The organism is Sorangium sp. So ce426 (genome assembly GCF_051475585.1).
Lineage (GTDB): Bacteria > Myxococcota_A > Polyangia > Polyangiales > Polyangiaceae > Sorangium > Sorangium cellulosum_B.
In genome coordinates, this window is the sequence record NZ_CP150341.1 from 2346957 (window position 1) to 2361515 (window position 14559).

The 14559-nt window shown below is 70.9% G+C and carries 15 protein-coding genes; 12 read left to right on the plus strand and 3 right to left on the minus strand.

Annotation, left to right across the window (positions count from 1 at the left end; translation table 11 throughout):
• Nucleotides 1-4 precede the first annotated feature (4 nt).
• The gene (locus WMF44_RS08870; protein WP_437298696.1) at nucleotides 5-850 is read right to left on the minus strand and encodes a shikimate dehydrogenase; all 846 of its coding nucleotides are present in this window, start codon (nucleotides 848-850) and stop codon (nucleotides 5-7) included.
• Nucleotides 851-897: 47 nt separating this feature from the next.
• Between WMF44_RS08870 and lepB the strand changes: the two genes are divergently transcribed.
• Complete coding sequence (gene lepB / locus WMF44_RS08875; RefSeq protein ID WP_437298697.1) at nucleotides 898-1632, plus strand: signal peptidase I; 735 nt, start codon at nucleotides 898-900, stop codon at nucleotides 1630-1632.
• A 9-nt stretch (nucleotides 1633-1641) separates the two neighbouring features.
• Here lepB and ftsH read toward each other — a convergent pair whose 3' ends face one another.
• On the minus strand, nucleotides 1642-3465 hold the full coding sequence (gene ftsH / locus WMF44_RS08880) for an ATP-dependent zinc metalloprotease FtsH (RefSeq protein WP_437298698.1): 1824 nt from the start codon (nucleotides 3463-3465) through the stop codon (nucleotides 1642-1644).
• Nucleotides 3466-3676: 211 nt separating this feature from the next.
• Here ftsH and WMF44_RS08885 point away from each other — a divergent pair, with 211 nt between their 5' ends.
• The 3 genes from WMF44_RS08885 (at nucleotide 3677) to WMF44_RS08895 (ending at nucleotide 5180) form a co-directional block, all read left to right on the plus strand.
• A complete protein-coding gene (locus WMF44_RS08885; RefSeq protein WP_437298699.1) occupies nucleotides 3677-4201 on the plus strand; it encodes a hypothetical protein in 525 nt (174 codons plus the stop codon).
• 65 nt (nucleotides 4202-4266) lie between these two features.
• Nucleotides 4267-4509 carry a hypothetical protein gene (locus WMF44_RS08890; protein ID WP_437298700.1) on the plus strand — a complete coding sequence of 81 codons (243 nt, stop codon included), beginning with the start codon at nucleotides 4267-4269 and terminating at the stop codon, nucleotides 4507-4509.
• Between the two features lie 2 nt (nucleotides 4510-4511).
• Nucleotides 4512-5180 carry a sigma-70 family RNA polymerase sigma factor gene (locus WMF44_RS08895; protein WP_437298701.1) on the plus strand — a complete coding sequence of 223 codons (669 nt, stop codon included), beginning with the start codon at nucleotides 4512-4514 and terminating at the stop codon, nucleotides 5178-5180.
• 36 nt (nucleotides 5181-5216) lie between these two features.
• Here WMF44_RS08895 and WMF44_RS08900 read toward each other — a convergent pair whose 3' ends face one another.
• Nucleotides 5217-5636 carry a hypothetical protein gene (locus WMF44_RS08900; RefSeq protein ID WP_437298702.1) on the minus strand — a complete coding sequence of 140 codons (420 nt, stop codon included), beginning with the start codon at nucleotides 5634-5636 and terminating at the stop codon, nucleotides 5217-5219.
• Between the two features lie 233 nt (nucleotides 5637-5869).
• On the opposite strand from WMF44_RS08900, the gene WMF44_RS08905 reads away from it, so the two are divergent.
• The 8 genes from WMF44_RS08905 (at nucleotide 5870) to WMF44_RS08940 (ending at nucleotide 14532) form a co-directional block, all read left to right on the plus strand.
• The gene (locus WMF44_RS08905; protein WP_012234280.1) at nucleotides 5870-6634 is read left to right on the plus strand and encodes an SDR family oxidoreductase; all 765 of its coding nucleotides are present in this window, start codon (nucleotides 5870-5872) and stop codon (nucleotides 6632-6634) included.
• A 344-nt stretch (nucleotides 6635-6978) separates the two neighbouring features.
• Nucleotides 6979-7191: a (2Fe-2S)-binding protein gene (locus WMF44_RS08910; RefSeq protein ID WP_437298703.1), complete on the plus strand. Its 213-nt coding sequence runs from the start codon at nucleotides 6979-6981 to the stop codon at nucleotides 7189-7191.
• A gap of 202 nt (nucleotides 7192-7393) precedes the next feature.
• On the plus strand, nucleotides 7394-7864 hold the full coding sequence (bfr, locus tag WMF44_RS08915) for a bacterioferritin (protein WP_437298704.1): 471 nt from the start codon (nucleotides 7394-7396) through the stop codon (nucleotides 7862-7864).
• Nucleotides 7865-8075: 211 nt separating this feature from the next.
• Nucleotides 8076-9431: a sigma-54-dependent transcriptional regulator gene (locus tag WMF44_RS08920; protein ID WP_437298705.1), complete on the plus strand. Its 1356-nt coding sequence runs from the start codon at nucleotides 8076-8078 to the stop codon at nucleotides 9429-9431.
• A 396-nt stretch (nucleotides 9432-9827) separates the two neighbouring features.
• Nucleotides 9828-10235 carry a response regulator gene (locus WMF44_RS08925; RefSeq protein ID WP_437298706.1) on the plus strand — a complete coding sequence of 136 codons (408 nt, stop codon included), beginning with the start codon at nucleotides 9828-9830 and terminating at the stop codon, nucleotides 10233-10235.
• Between the two features lie 9 nt (nucleotides 10236-10244).
• Nucleotides 10245-11369, plus strand: a complete 1125-nt coding sequence (gene queA / locus WMF44_RS08930; RefSeq protein WP_437298707.1) for a tRNA preQ1(34) S-adenosylmethionine ribosyltransferase-isomerase QueA — start codon at nucleotides 10245-10247, stop codon at nucleotides 11367-11369.
• A complete protein-coding gene (gene tgt / locus WMF44_RS08935) occupies nucleotides 11366-12523 on the plus strand; it encodes a tRNA guanosine(34) transglycosylase Tgt (protein ID WP_437298708.1) in 1158 nt (385 codons plus the stop codon). The genes queA and tgt overlap by 4 nt, the downstream gene beginning before the upstream one ends.
• A gap of 344 nt (nucleotides 12524-12867) precedes the next feature.
• Nucleotides 12868-14532, plus strand: a complete 1665-nt coding sequence (locus WMF44_RS08940) for a response regulator (RefSeq protein WP_437298709.1) — start codon at nucleotides 12868-12870, stop codon at nucleotides 14530-14532.
• The last annotated feature ends 27 nt before the right edge of the window (nucleotides 14533-14559 follow it).

Sequence of the window (14559 nt, forward strand, 5' to 3'; positions counted from 1 at the left end):
CGCGTCAGCCGAGCTGAGCGCGCAGCGCTTCGTCCATGGCATCGAGCGGCGGCTCCCGCCCGGTGTACAGCCGGAACTGCTCTGCAGCCTGGTGGAGGAGCATCCTCCCGCCGTGAACGGCGGTCGCTCCGCGCCGGCGCGCCGCCGCCACGAGCTCCGTGATCATCGGTTTGTACACGATATCCATCACCAGGAGACCTTCCCGCAACACCTCCTCTGGAACAGGGCTTCGTGCATCGACCTCGGCCATGCCGAGCGACGTGGCGTTCACGAGGACGCCGTGGTCGGGCGAGAGCGCCGCTGCGTCGAGCGGCACGGCCGCCCCGCCGACCGCCGCCGCGAGCTGCCGCGCCTTCTCGAGATCGCGGTTCGCCACCGTCACGCTGGCGCCGCGCTCCGCGAGCCCGAACGCGACCGCGCGCGCCGCGCCGCCGGCGCCGAGGAGCAGCACCCGCGCGCCCCCGAGCCGCGTCGCCTCCTCGAGCGCCCGCACCGCGCCGATCCAGTCGGTATTGTAGCCCCTGAGGCGCCCGTCGTTGTTCACGATCGTGTTGACCGCGCCGATCCGCTCGGCGACCGGATCGAGCTCGTCGAGCAACGGAATTACCGCCTGCTTGTAGGGCATCGACACGCCGAGGCCGCGGATCCCGAGCGCGCGCATCCCGCGCGTCGCGCCTTCAACATCGGTCACCGCAAAAGGGATATAGGTAAAATCGAGTCCCAGCGCGCGGTAGCCGGCGAGGTGCATGGCGGCCCCTGTCGTTACCGGATGACGCGACATTGATCCGCAGAGTGTGAGGCGGCCCAGAGCTCGGGAGAGTGGTGCAGTCGATGAAGTGCAGCCGTGCATGCAGCGAAGCTGGCCTGTCTCGAGCGCGGATGCTAGCCCCGCCAGAGATGAGCGAGCCCAGCGTTCCCCGGCCGGCGGTGGAGGCCGCGGCGGCGTGCCTCCAGCCCGACAAGGCCGGACTTTTCACGCTTCGATCCGATCGCGCGCTCGCGCGGCGCGCCTACCAGACGGTCGCGCCGTTCGGGCGGAGCCTCCTCAAGATCCTCGCGGCGCTCGCGATCCTCACGCTGGGTCGCTCGACCCTCGCGGACCAGTACCACGTGCCCACCGGGTCGATGTGGCCGACCATCGCCCCGGGCGATCGCATCTTCGTCGACAAGGTCGCCTACGGGCTCCGCGTCCCGCTCACGGATCACTACCTCTTCGAGCGCAGCGGGCCGAGCGCCGGCGACGTGGTGCTCTTCGCGGATCCGCGCGGCGGGTCCACCCTCCTCGTCAAGCGGGTGATCGCGCTCCCGGGCCAGACGGTGATGCTCCGGCATGGCGTGCTGTACGTCGACGGTGCGGCGCAAGCCCTCGAGCAGCTCGGGGACGGCACGCGGGTGGAGCACCTCGGCGAGGTCACACACGCGGCCGGCGAGCCCGACTTCGACGCATTCGGTCCGGTCGTCGTCCCGCCGGACCACCTCTTCGTGATGGGCGACAACCGCGCCGCCTCGCTCGACAGCCGGGCGATGGGGGCGGTGCCGAGGGAGCTGCTGCGCGGCCGCGTGCTCCGCGTCGTCTATCACCATGACGCCGCGGGCTTCGATCTGTCCCGCGCGCTGCGGAGCGTCGACTGAGCGGCTGCTCTAGGCTTCCCCTCTTGCCACCATCTCCCTGAGCTCATCGCCGCTCAGGGTCTCGACCTCGTAGAGCCGGGCGGCGACGCGCTCGAGCGTCGGCCGGTGCCCCTGGATCAACGCGCGCGCCCGCGCCTCCGCGTCCGCGAGGATCCGCGCGACCTCCGCGTCGATCGCGCGCGCGGTCGCGTCGCTGCACTCCCGCGGCCCTGCGCCGGACGGCATCGCGCCCTGCGCCTCGCCGAGGAACGACAGCGGCCGGCGCGGATCGAGCGCCGAGAGCCCGAGCCCCTGGCCCATCCCGAGCTCGCGGACCATGCGACGCGCGAGCTCGGTCGCGTTGAGCAGATCGTCCTGCGCGCCGGTCGAGAGGTCTCCGACGGCCTCCTCCTCGGCGACGCGCCCGCCCAGCAGCACGACGAGCCGATCGAGGATCTCCTGCCGGCTCCACAGGTAACGATCCTCGCGCGGCTGCTGGATCGTGTACCCGAGCGCGCCCGGCCCCCGCGGCACGATGGACACCTTGCGCACCGGATCCTGCGTCGGCAGCAGCGAGGCGGTCAGCGCATGCCCCACCTCGTGGTAGGCGACGACGAGCTTCTCGCGCGCTCCGAGCCGCCTGCCACGGCGCTCGAGCCCCGCGAGCCCGCGCTCGATCGCCGCCTCCAGATCGCCCTGTCCCACCGCCTCCGCGCCGCGCCGCGCCGCGAGCAGCGCCGCCTCGTTGACGATGTTCGCGAGGTCGGCGCCGACGAGCCCCGCGGTCTGCGCGGCAACGGCGTCGAGATCCGCGCCAGGCTCGAGCGCCACCTTCCTCGCGTGCACCGCGAGGATCTCCTTCCGTTCGGCGAGGTCGGGCCGATCGATGTGCACCCGGCGGTCGAACCGCCCTGGCCTGAGCAGCGCCGGATCGAGGATCTCGGCGCGGTTCGTCGCGGCGATCACGACCATGGCCGTGTGCGCGTCGAACCCATCCATCTCGGTGAGGAGCTGGTTGAGCGTCTGCTCCCGCTCGTCGTGGCCGCCGACGGAGCCGCCGAGGCCGCGCACCTTGCCGACCGCATCGAGCTCGTCGATGAACACGAGGCAGGCCCCCTTCTCGCGCGCCTGCGAGAAGAGGTCGCGCACGCGCGCGGCGCCGACGCCGACGAACATCTCCACGAACTCCGACCCGCTAGCGCTGAAGAAGGGGACGCTCGCCTCTCCCGCGATCGCCCGAGCGAGCAACGTCTTGCCCGTGCCGGGCGGCCCCACGAGGAGCACCCCTCTGGGCATCCGCCCGCCGAGCTTCTCGTAGCGCTCGGGCGCTTTGAGGAAGTCGACGATCTCGCCGAGCTCCGTCTTCGCCTCGGCGTTGCCGGCGACATCGCGGAACGTCGCGATCGCGCCCCGCTCCTCGTAGAGCCGCGCCTTGTGCTTGCCGAAGGCGGTCGCGGCGCCCGAGATGGTCCCTGCCGTCGTCCCGCGGCGCGACGCGAGGTGGCCCATCACCGCCAGACCGGCGAGCGGCAGCAGCAGCCAGAGGTACGGCGGCAGGCCCAGCTCGTCCGCGACGCGCGTGTACGGGATCCCTCGCCGGTCGAGATCGGCGAGCAGATCCTTCTCGGTCTGCTCGATGCGCCCCGTGCGGTAGCTCTGCGGCGCGCGCGCGCTCAGGCCGGGCACCGCGCGTCCGATGTACATGTCGTCCCGGATCTCGATCTCGGCGAGCTCTCCGCGCTCCGCGAGCGAGCGGAAGCGCGCGTAGGGGATCCGGCCGTCGGCCGCCGCCATCACCTGAAGCAGCAACGCCGAGCCGAGCACCAGGACGAGAACAATCCAGAGCGACCGCATGCTCCCGCCTCCGCACGGACAGTCGAGATGGCCGGCGAGGCCGACCTGTCGTCACGGTGCGCCCTGCACGGAGCCTGCCAAGACGGCCCGTGCACCCTGGCGGCAAGCGCGGCAAGCGCGGCAGGCCGAGGCGTCGCTCGATCCGCCGCGCAGCGCCGAGCGCGCCCGGCGCGGCATGGACGCCCGGCGCGAGCCGATCAACCCTCGCTCCATGGGGAGAGCTCTTTTCTTGATCATGGTCACGGGTCCGTTGTCGACGTTGCTGCTCGGGTGCGGAGGGGCCCCGCCGCCTCCGATCGAGCAGCCCGAGCCGGCGCAGCCGGAGGAGCGGGCGCCGGCGGCCGAGCCCGCGAGCGATGCCGCCCAGGGCGCCGAGGCGCGGGAGGCAGACGCGGAGCCCGGCGCCGCGGCGCCGGCGCCGCCGCGCCGCGACGACTCGGTGCCCGACGACTACGCGCTCATGCATGGCGACTGCGTGGATCTGGGCAAGCGGCTCACGGCGCTCACGCGCTTGGAGCAGGTCGCGGCGCTCAGCGCCAAGCTCACGGCGGAGCAGCGGGGCGAGACCGAGAAGAAGATCGACGCCGTCGCGGCCACGCTGGGGGAGCAGTACGCGCAGTCGTGCGAGCAGAACGTCGGCAAGAGCGTGGATCCGAGGTCGCTCAAGTGCGCGTTCGACGCGCGGACCGTCAAGGCGTTCGAGGCCTGCCTCAACGCGCCGCCGCCGTCCACATGACGCTTCGGCGACGCGGCGAGCGGCGGATGACGGCGCGCTCGGCGGAGATATAATGGGCGTCTCCCATGGACGCTTCGCTCCTCGATGACCCCTGGATCGCCGCTCAGGTCGACGCCGCCGTGGCGCCTTACGTGGGGCGCCTGCCGGCGCACGAGATCGCGTGGATGCGCGAGCAGCTCGTGGAGGTCTTGCTGCACGACGAGGAGGCGAGCCGCCTCCTGCGGCGCGCGCATCCGCGCGAGGTCGACGAGAGCGGCGAGCGGGCGTTCGGGGTGCTCGGCGCAGCGGAGCGCGCCAAGGCGGGATAGCGGTGCGCACTCCGGAAGACCGGCTCCTCGCCGAGGGGCTCGACCTGCTTCAGCTGGTCGCGAAGCGCATCGCGCGCCGTCTGGGCCGCCGCATCCCGGTGGAGGACCTCGTCGCACTGGGGCACCCGGCGCTGCTCGAGATCGTGCGGACGCACGATCCGAGCCGCTCCACCTTCGAGGCCTACGCCAAGAGGAAGCTCCGGTGGGCCATCTTCGACGGCGTCCGGAGGGAGACGCGCTGGCGTTCCGCGGCCGCGCGGGCCAGCGCGCTCGCTGCGTCGGCGCGCTTCGCGGAGGGACGCGGTGCGGACGACGACGCCGACGCGCCTGCCACGCAGGAGGCCTACGCCGCGCGGCTCGGCGGTGTGCTCGCCGGGCACGCGGCCGCGATGGCGCTCGGCCTGCTCTCGAGTCACGGGGACGTCGCTGCCGTCCCCGACGCCGCGGACGATCCGGAGGAGCGCGCCTCTCGCGCGGAGCTCGCGCAGGCCGTGCGCCACGCCGTGCGCGAGCTCCCGGAGCGCGAGCGCACCCTCGTGGAGCGCCACTACTTCGAGGACGAGCGCTTCGATCAGATCGCGCAGGATCTCGGGATCAGCAAGAGCTGGGCGAGCCGGCTGCACAGCCAGGCGATCGAGCGGCTGTGCGAGCTGCTCCGCGCAGCGCGCTGAGGCGCGGGCGCCTCGCCGCCCGCCAGCGGACGCCGGTCAGCGCTGCCGGCTCTGCAACGAGCGGAGATACGGGGCCCGCTCGTCGTCGCTGACCGGCTCGTTGCTGATCACCCGGTGGTCGCGCGGCAGGAAATACACGAGCCGGACCGTCATGTGGTCCTTCGCGACGGTCAGCTTCCCCTTGCGGCGGAGCTCCGCGGCCTCCTGGAAGCTCTGCGCTTTCGGATCGTAGGCGATCATGTGCAGATCGGACCCGAACGGCGCGGGCAGCTCTTCCACCTCGACGATCTTGTAGATGCGGAACCCTCCGCTCTGTTCGGCGGCTGCGACGACGGCGCCGATCACCAGATCCTTGCCCGTCGGATCGGAGGTCTCGGGCACCGGGGGGGTGCGGTCACATGCAGGCGCGAGCGTCAGGATGCCGGCGCACACGGCGGCGAGCGCGATCGACCTCATGGGCGCTGAATAACATCGATGCCACCCGGCGCAAGCGGTGACCGCGCTGTTGCCCGGGTTGCGCTTTTACGCGGGTTGCATGGGTTGCACGGATTGCGCCGGGGCCTGCAGGCCGGGCGGGGGTCGCGGGCGTTGGGGGCGCGCTGCGACGTCGTCCGCCGCCTCGCGGCGGTGTCGTGGTAGACGGCGCGTTCGACACGGTGATCGGGAGCGATCCCTGGAGGAGTGCGATCATGCGACTCGAGGACACGAAGTTCGTCGTCACAGGTGCTGCCCAGGGGCTGGGTCGCCACTATGCGCTGCGGCTCGCGGAGCTCGGGGGCCAGGTCGCCGCCGGCGACATGAACGAGGAGGGGCTCGCGTCGCTCGTCGAGGCGAGCAAGGGGCTCGCCGGCAAGGTCCACGCGCGGGCGGTCAACGTGGCGGTGGAGGCCGAGGTGGAGGCGTTCGTCCGCTTCGCGCACGAGGCGATGGGCGGCCTGAACGGCCTCGTGAACAACGCGGGCATCCTGCGGGACGGCCTGCTCGTCAAGAAGGACCGCCAGACGGGCGCGGTCGTCAAGCTGAGCGCGGCGCAGTGGCAGGCCGTCATCGACGTCAACCTGACGGGGGCCACGCTCATGGTCCGCGAGGTCGTCGCGAAGATGATCGAGACCGAGCAGAAGGGCGTCATCGTCAACATCAGCTCCATCGCGCGCCACGGCAACCGCGGCCAGTCGAGCTACACCGCCGCGAAGAGCGCGCTCGCGGCGAACACGAAGACCTGGGCGCTCGAGTTCGCGCCGTTCGGCATCCGCGTCGGCGCCGTTGCGCCCGGCATGATCGAGACGCCCATGACGCAGGGCATGCACCAGAAGGCGCGCGACGCCTTGGTCGCCATGATCCCCGTGGGCCGCATCGGCGTGCCCGAGGACATCTGGCAGGCCGTGCGCTTCGTGATCGAGTGCGAGTACTTCAACGGTCGCTGCATCGACGTCGACGGCGGCCTCACGATGTGACGCCGCCGCGCGGCCGACCGCTCCGCGGTGGGGGTGCGTTCGCGCCTCGCCTCCGGCCGCGCTCGCGCGGCGTCGTCTTCCGCCGGTCTGACCGGCTGCATCCCTGCCCGATCCCTCCTCCTTCGACGCTCCTCTGACGCTCGACCGACCGAGCGCTGCTCGACGCGTTCGCCGACCGAGCGCTGCTCGGCGCGTTCGCTGACCGAGCGCTGCTGGCTCGATCCAGGGGGATCTCCGACCTCGATCCAGCTCGGCGATCCGCCCAGGCGACATTCCCCTTGACGCTTCGATATTGAAAGCTATGTTCAATATCAATCCCACCCGTTACGTAGCCGGGGGTCTGCATGTACGTCTGCCTCTGCATGGGCGTTTGTGATCGAGAGATTCGTGAAGCGATGAGCGAGGGCGCCTGCTCTGTTTCGCAGGTCATGGAGTGCACGGGCGCCGGTACGCGGTGCGGCTCCTGTCGGTCAACGATCGCCGAGCTTGTCGGCGAGCGCGATGGCACCTCGACACCGCGCCGCCTCACGATGGCGCCGGTCTCCAGCGCAGCCTGATTCTCCGGCTCGACCGGCGACAGCCTGAATGCCCTGGTTTCCGTCGGAAGCGACGGCAGCGGCACCTATTTCCTTAGAAACTTCTTGCGCACCTCCACGGACCTCGCGCATTTGTGCGGGGCGCTGGCGTTCTAGCCAGCGTCCCCCGCCCGCCCTGCAGGAGCGGGGTCCGCACGACAGGCATGAGCGCGAGAGGGGTCCGATGAAGGGTGCAAAAGACGTCGTTGATGCGTTGAACGAGGTGCTTGCCGGAGAGCTCGTTGCGATCAACCAGTATTTTCTGCACGCGAAGATGTGTTCGCACTGGGGCTTCGTCACGCTCGCTGCGCACGGGCGCGCCGAGTCGATCGACGAGATGAAGCACGCCGATGCGATCATCGAGCGCATCCTCTTCCTCGATGGGTTGCCCAACCTGCAGCGCCTGGACACCCTGCACATCGGGCAGAGCGTGCCGGAGCAGCTCAAGAGCGACCTCGATCTCGAGTACCACGCGGTCAAGCGGCTCAACTCGGCGATCGCCCTCTGCCGCGACAAGGGGGATCGCACCACCGAGGATCTCCTGGCCAAGATCCTCGAGTCCGAGGAGGACCACATCGACTGGCTCGAGACGCAAATCGGGCTGATCGAGAAGCTCGGCGAGACCGCCTACCTCGCCCAGCAGATCCGCGAGTAGGGTAGGGTGAGGGCCGTCCCTCGCGCAGGGGGCGTCCCCCGTGCACCTTCTGGCGGCGGAGGTCGTGCTTGACGTACGATGCTCTGGACGCATGTCCAAGGGCGCCGCGGACGACCGTGCTCGCGCGCGTACGCGCCAGCGCGGCACGTCGGTCGTGATCGTCGCGCCGCGCTCGTTTCCCGGAGGAGGATGAGCGCGGCGGGGGAAATCCATGTCGAAGATTCTTGTCGTCGATGACCAGCGGAACATGCGGACCACGCTCGCGATGATGCTGCGTGGCGCCGGGTACGAGGTCGATGAAGCCGCGGACGGCAGCCAGGGCGCCGATCTGGGCGCCAAGGGGGCGTACGACGTCGTGCTCACCGACCTCCGGATGGGCGGCTTCGACGGGATCGGCGTCCTGCGCGCGGTGAAGGAGTCGAACGCGAACACGGAGGTCATCGTGATGACCGCGTACGGCACCATCGAGAGCGCAGTGGAGGCGATGCGGCTCGGCGCGTTCGACTACATCCAGAAGCCGTTCTCGGAGCAGGAGCTCCTCGTGAAGGTCGAGCGCGCGATCCAGAACCGGAAGCTCACCGGCGAGGTGCAGCTGCTCGCCAGCGAGTTCAAGGAGCGCTACCGGTTCGAGAACATCGTCGGCCGCTCGCAGGCGGTCCGCGAGGTGCTCGGCCGGATCGTCAAGGTCGCGCCCACCGACGCGACGGTGCTCATCACCGGCGAGAGCGGCACCGGCAAGGAGCTCGTCGCCAAGGCCATCCACGCCAACAGCAAGCGCGCCGACCGCCCGTTCGTGCCGGTCAACTGCGCCGCCATCAGCGAGACGCTCCTCGAGAGCGAGCTGTTCGGCCACGCGCGAGGCTCGTTCACGGGCGCGATCTCGGCGAGGAAAGGGCTGTTCGAGGAGGCCGACGGGGGCACGTTCTTCTTCGACGAGATCGCCGAGACCCCGCTCACCTTCCAGGCGAAGCTGCTCCGCGCGATCCAGGAGAACGAGATCCGCAGGGTAGGCGAGAACAAACCCATCCACGTCGACGTGCGCATCATCGCCGCGACGAACCAGGAGCTCCTGACCGCGGTGTCGGAGAAGCGGTTCCGCCAGGATCTCTACTACCGGCTGAACGTCGCGCGCTTCGTGCTCCCGCCGCTCCGCGCGCGTCGCGAGGACATCCCGATCCTCTGGGAGTTCTTCCTGGAGAAGTACAACCGCAAGATGAGCTGCCGCGCCCGCGCCGCGGACGGCGTCGTCGAGGCGCTGACGCAGTACGACTTCCCCGGCAACATCCGCGAGCTCGAGAACATGGTCGAGCAAGCGGTGGCCCTCTCCGGCGGCGGCGTCATCAGCGTCGACGACGTGCTGCCCGCCGCGGTGCAGCCGAAGCGCGCGCCCGAGGCCGGCGGCAGGCTGCTCGCCGACGTCGTCGACTGCGCCGAGCGCCAGGCGATCGAGGCCGCGCTGCGGGAGTGCGACGGCAGCCGGGAGCGCGCCGCCGAGGTGCTCGGGATCAGCGCGACCACGCTGTGGCGCAAGATGACCCGCCTGACGATCACGTATCCCCCGGGCTGAAGTGGCGCCGGCCTGCCGAGCGCCTTCCATCGCCCACCGGCCGGGTTCAGCAGCCCGTTCCCACGGCACACAGCGGCCTCAGGCGGACCGTGCTCGACAGGCCGTGCTCCCTGGGCACCGCGACCTGCTGCCCATCGAGCTCAGCCTGCATTCCTCCGTTCGGGTCGTATGGATGCGGCCGCCCGATCCGAGCAAACCACCTGACTCAGCGGCAAATCAGGGGAGCTAGCCCACGCGAGGTTGCATTTTTGCAATGATGCAGCGTCGGGATTTGCCTTAGTGCAATGAGGCGCCTGATGTAGACTGTGCTCTTCTGTTTCACTTTAGCGTCGGCAACCGCAATGCGTCGATTCGGGAACTTGGCCCGATGATTGCTAGACAGGTAGGCGTATTTGGATGGCGGCGATCGCCGCAGGAGGACGCTTAATGGCCCGCATGCTGATCGTGGACGGTGAGAATTCCCAGCGTCGCGCTCTTTCGGCAGGGCTAAGCGTCGAGGGGTTCGAGGTCGTGTTCGCCGCCTCGTTCCAGGATGCGCTGCTCACCCTCGGCTCGTCCCCGATCGATGTGGCGATGATCGATCTGATGATGCCGGACCTGAACGGCCTCGATCTCGCGCGGCACATCCGGCATGCGTTCCCGAGGGTGCGGGTCGTGCTCTCCAGCGCGTATCACCTCTCCGCGCGCCAGGTCGAGCGCGCCGACTGCGGCGCGGTGGCCTTCGTCCCCAAGCCTTACCAGGTGGGCGAGATCTGTCGCTTCCTCCGCGCCAAGACGAACGTGCTCACGCCCGCGTCGTGCTAGTAGCGCGGCGTGCGCTGCGAGCTGCTCGACTACGAACTCCCTGAAGCGCTGATCGCTTCGCGGCCCCCCGAGGAGCGCGACGGAGCGAGGCTCCTCCTGGTCGATCGCGGCCGCGGAGCGGGCGAGGTGGAGCACGCGGCGATCCGCGATCTCGACCGGTACATCGAGCGCGGCGCGCTCGTCATCGTCAACGACACGAAGGTCGTGCCCGCTCGTCTGTTCGGGAGGAAGCGCGGCACGGGCGGGCAGGTCGAGCTCTTCCTGCTGCGCCGGCTGGACGGGGCGCCGGCCGGCGCGGAGGACCTCGGCGGAGGGCCGCAGGAGAGCGCGCCGCGGTCCGAGCGCTGGCGGGCGATGGGGCGCGCCTCCAAGCCGATACGCCCGGGATCGGTGCTCGATATCGAGCGCGACGGGGCGCTGGTCGCGGAGGTGCTGGAGCGCGCCGAGGACGGCGTGCTCACGGTGCAGCTCTCCTCACCCGCGGGGCTGTCCGTCGCCGCTGCGATCGACGCGTACGGGCACGTCCCGCTCCCGCCCTACCTCGGCCGCGGCGACGACGCGTCCGATCGCGAGCGGTACCAGACCATCTTCGCCCGGGTCCCAGGGGCGGTCGCCGCGCCCACGGCGGGCCTCCACCTCTCGCCCGGCCTCGTCGAGCGGCTCCGCGCGAACGGGGTCGAGATCGCGAGCGTCACGCTGCACGTCGGCCTCGGCACGTTCCAGCCGGTCACGGTCGACGATCTCGACCTGCACCCGATGCACGCGGAGGTCTACTCGATCCCGGACGCGACCGCGGGCGCGATCGCGGGGGCGCGCGAGCGCGGCGCGCCGGTGATCGCGATCGGCACCACCGTGGTTCGCGCGCTGGAGTCGGCCGCCGATCCGGCCCGCGCCGGCCTCGTGAGGGCGCAGTCCGGGGAGACGCGCCTCCTCATCCAGCCGGGCTATCGGTTCCGCGTCGTCGACGCCCTGCTGACCAACTTCCACCTGCCGCGCTCGACGCTGCTCGCGCTGGTGTTCGCCTTCGCGGGACGCGAGCGCACGCTCCTCGCGTACCGCGCGGCGATCGACGCCGGCTACCGCTTCTACTCGTATGGTGATGCCATGTTGATCCGTGGGGTGGACGCGCCATGAGCCGGACGCCTGGCTTCTCCTTCTCCGAGCTCGCGAGGGACGGGCATGCCCGGACGGGCGTGCTCTCCACGCCGCACGGCGACGTGCAGACCCCGACGTTCATGCCGGTCGGCACCCAGGGCAGCGTGAAGACGTTGACCCCCGCCGAGGTGGCCGCGACCGGCGCGAGGATCGTCCTCGGCAACACGTACCACCTGTGGCTCCGCCCTGGCCCCGAGCTCGTCGCGCAGCTCGGCGGCCTGCACGCGTTCACCCGCTGGCCGCACGCGATGCTCACGGACTCCGGGGGCTTCCAGGCCTTCTCGCTCGCCGAGCGGCGCACCCTCGTCGAGGACGGCTTCGTGTTCCGATCGCACCTCGACGGCGCCCGCAAGGCGCTCACGCCCGAGGTCGCGATGGAGGTGCAGGGGCTGCTCGGGGCCGACATCGCGATGCAGCTCGACGTGTGCCCGCCGGGCGGGGCGCCGCGCCCGGAGGTCGAGGAGGCGTGCCGCCTGACGACGCGCTGGGGGAAGCGCTGCCTCGCCGCGAAGCGCCCGAGCCAGGCGCTCTTCGGCATCGTGCAGGGCGGCACCTCGGTCGCGCTGCGCATGGCGCACGCCGATGAGCTCGGCGCCTTGCCGTTCGACGGGCTCGCCCTGGGCGGCTTCTCCGTGGGCGAGCCGATCGCGATGATGCATGAGGTCGTCGCCCAGATCGGGCCGCACCTCGACCCGGCGCGCCCCCGCTATCTCATGGGCGTGGGGACGCCGATCGACCTCGTGCACGCCATCGGCGCCGGGGTCGACATGTTCGACTGCGTGCTCCCCACCCGGAACGCGCGGAACGGGCAAGCGCTCACGCAGCACGGCAAGATCGTCATCAAGCAGGCCCGCTACAAAGAAGACCGTTCGCCGCTCGATCCGACCTGCGCCTGCCCGACCTGCGCCGGCGGATACAGCCGCGCGTACCTGAGGCACCTCTACATGGCCGGCGAGATCCTGGTGCTGCGCCTGCTGACGGAGCACAACCTCCACCTCTATGGCCGCCTGATGCGAGAAGCGCGCGCGGCGATCGCCGAGGGGAGGTACGCGGCGTTCGCTCGCGCGTGGCTCGGCGCGAGCGGCGACGGTAATGCCAACGACGCGAACGAGACGGTGGGCGCGACCGAGTAAGACAGAGCAAACCGAGTGACCCTACATCGTCGCCATGGCCTCTTCGATGCGTTCGCGGAGCGGGCGCAGCGGGCGCCGTCGCGCCGCCGGCGCATCGCCTGCGCTGCCCGGAGGGTTCCGGAGTAACATGGGCGGATGGTGAGCTCTCGCCTCTGGCGTCGGGACGCGCGCTCGGATCCGCGCGCATCGGGCGGCGCCCTGGCCGCGCTCGACCCGGCCGTATGCCCGAGCCGCCGGCGCACGAGCCCGAGCCGGTCGTGTCGGTCGGATGGCCGCCTTCGCGCGCGGGTCGCGTGCTTGCCCGCGCATTCCTCGTCCATTAGCCTTCGAACTCGGCCCGCGGAATGACGCAAGACGCCAACAAAAAGCCGCTCGGACGCATCCTCCTGCAGCAACGGGCGGTCACCCAGCCCCAGCTCGAACAGGCGCTCCTCGAGGCGCGCGCGAAGGGGGTGCCCCTCGCCACGAACCTCATCGAGAGCGGCACCGTCTCCGAGGTCGCTGCGCTGAAGGCCCTCTCCGAGCAGAGCGGCGTTCCTGGCATCGATCTCAACCAGGTCTGCATCAAGCTGAGCGACCTCTCCATCCTCCCCCGCGAGATCGCCGCCAAGCACAAGCTCCTTCCCGTGCTCGTGCGCGAGGATCGCATCCTCGTGGCCATGGCCGCGCCCGCCGACAAGAAGGTGATCGACGAGCTCGAGTTCGTGACCGGCAAGCGCGTCTTCCCGTACATCGCGCTCGCGGGCCCCCTCGTGCGGACCATCGCGGCCGCCTACGACATGAAGGAGCAGGGCGAGCCCTTCTACGTGGGCGCCAAGTGCCCGCCCGAGGTGCTGAAGCGGGCCGGGCTCGGCTCCACGGCGTCGTCCGCCTCCGAGGCGCCGCCCGCGCCCCCGCCAGCCCCCGCGCAGCCCGCGCCGCGCCGGCCCGCGTCCGCCGTGCCCCCGGCGACGGCGGCCCAGGCCCCTGCGGCGCCTGCTCCCAGCGCCGCGCCGCCGCCGCGGCCCGCGCCGGATCGCCCGCGCGACGACGCGGAGATCTCGTTCGCCGATCTCACCGATGAGCCGAGCCCGCCTGCTGCCCCGTCGCCGGCCCGCCTCTCCTCGGCGGGGCCGCCGCTCGTCGTCGACGACGCCATGCGGAGGGCGGCGGCGGCCGACGAGCTCACGGACACGGATTTCGGCACCGCTGACCGTGATCTCTCCGTCGTCGAGTCGCTCCCGGGCGCAGGCAAGGCGCCGCAGGGCGATCAGACGACGATCCTGGTCGTCGACGACGAGCCGGAGATCCGGAAGCTGCTCCGTCGCATCTTCGAGGAGCGCGGGTACCGCGTGGAGGAGGCCGATCGCGGGCTCCTCGCGCTGCGCATGGTCAAGGAGAATCCGCCCGACGTGATGATCCTCGACGCCATGCTGCCGGAGGTGCACGGCTTCGACATCGCCCGCCGCATGAAGGGCACCCAGCGCTACGGCCACATCCCGATCATCATGATCTCGGCCGTCTACCGCGGGTGGCGGTTCGCTGAGGACCTGAAGTCGAGCTACGGCGTGGAGGCCTACATCGAGAAGCCCTTCCGCGTCGCCGACGTCGTCGCCGCCGTGGAGAACGCGCTCCAGGCGCGCTCGATCCGCGGCGATCAGGACCGGATCTCGGCGGAGGCGGAGCGCCTCCTCGCCGCGGGGATCGCGGCGTATCGCGCGGGCGATTTCGACAAGGCCGTGCGGCACCTGCGCGAGGGCACGGCCATCGACCCGCTCGCGTACCGGCTGCACTTCCACCTCGGCCTGCTCTACGGCAAGCAGGGGCAGCTCTACGACGCCATCCAGGAGCTGGAGACGGCGCTGCACATCAACGGCAAGCACTTCCCCGCGCTGAAGAACCTTGCCGTGCTCTATCAGAAGGCCGGGTTTCGCAACAAAGCCATCGAGACCTGGGAGCGCGCGCTGGGCGTCGCCCCGGATGACCCGACGCGGCAATCGATCAAGGAGCACTTGCTCGGGCTGCTCTGACCGCCTACCCCATGTCGTCCGGGGCCA

What these genes read in the sequence shown, in the direction of transcription:
- WMF44_RS08870 (WP_437298696.1), bottom strand. Translation starts at nt 850, where the DNA reads ATGCACGGCTGCACTTCATCGACTGCACCACTCTCCCGAGCTCTGGGC.
- lepB (WP_437298697.1), top strand. Translation starts at nt 898, where the DNA reads ATGAGCGAGCCCAGCGTTCCCCGGCCGGCGGTGGAGGCCGCGGCGGCG.
- ftsH (WP_437298698.1), bottom strand. Translation starts at nt 3,465, where the DNA reads ATGCGGTCGCTCTGGATTGTTCTCGTCCTGGTGCTCGGCTCGGCGTTG.
- WMF44_RS08885 (WP_437298699.1), top strand. Translation starts at nt 3,677, where the DNA reads ATGGGGAGAGCTCTTTTCTTGATCATGGTCACGGGTCCGTTGTCGACG.
- WMF44_RS08890 (WP_437298700.1), top strand. Translation starts at nt 4,267, where the DNA reads ATGGACGCTTCGCTCCTCGATGACCCCTGGATCGCCGCTCAGGTCGAC.
- WMF44_RS08900 (WP_437298702.1), bottom strand. Translation starts at nt 5,636, where the DNA reads ATGAGGTCGATCGCGCTCGCCGCCGTGTGCGCCGGCATCCTGACGCTC.
- WMF44_RS08905 (WP_012234280.1), top strand. Translation starts at nt 5,870, where the DNA reads ATGCGACTCGAGGACACGAAGTTCGTCGTCACAGGTGCTGCCCAGGGG.
- WMF44_RS08910 (WP_437298703.1), top strand. Translation starts at nt 6,979, where the DNA reads ATGTACGTCTGCCTCTGCATGGGCGTTTGTGATCGAGAGATTCGTGAA.
- bfr (WP_437298704.1), top strand. Translation starts at nt 7,394, where the DNA reads ATGAAGGGTGCAAAAGACGTCGTTGATGCGTTGAACGAGGTGCTTGCC.
- WMF44_RS08920 (WP_437298705.1), top strand. Translation starts at nt 8,076, where the DNA reads ATGTCGAAGATTCTTGTCGTCGATGACCAGCGGAACATGCGGACCACG.
- WMF44_RS08925 (WP_437298706.1), top strand. Translation starts at nt 9,828, where the DNA reads ATGGCGGCGATCGCCGCAGGAGGACGCTTAATGGCCCGCATGCTGATC.
- tgt (WP_437298708.1), top strand. Translation starts at nt 11,366, where the DNA reads ATGAGCCGGACGCCTGGCTTCTCCTTCTCCGAGCTCGCGAGGGACGGG.
- WMF44_RS08940 (WP_437298709.1), top strand. Translation starts at nt 12,868, where the DNA reads ATGACGCAAGACGCCAACAAAAAGCCGCTCGGACGCATCCTCCTGCAG.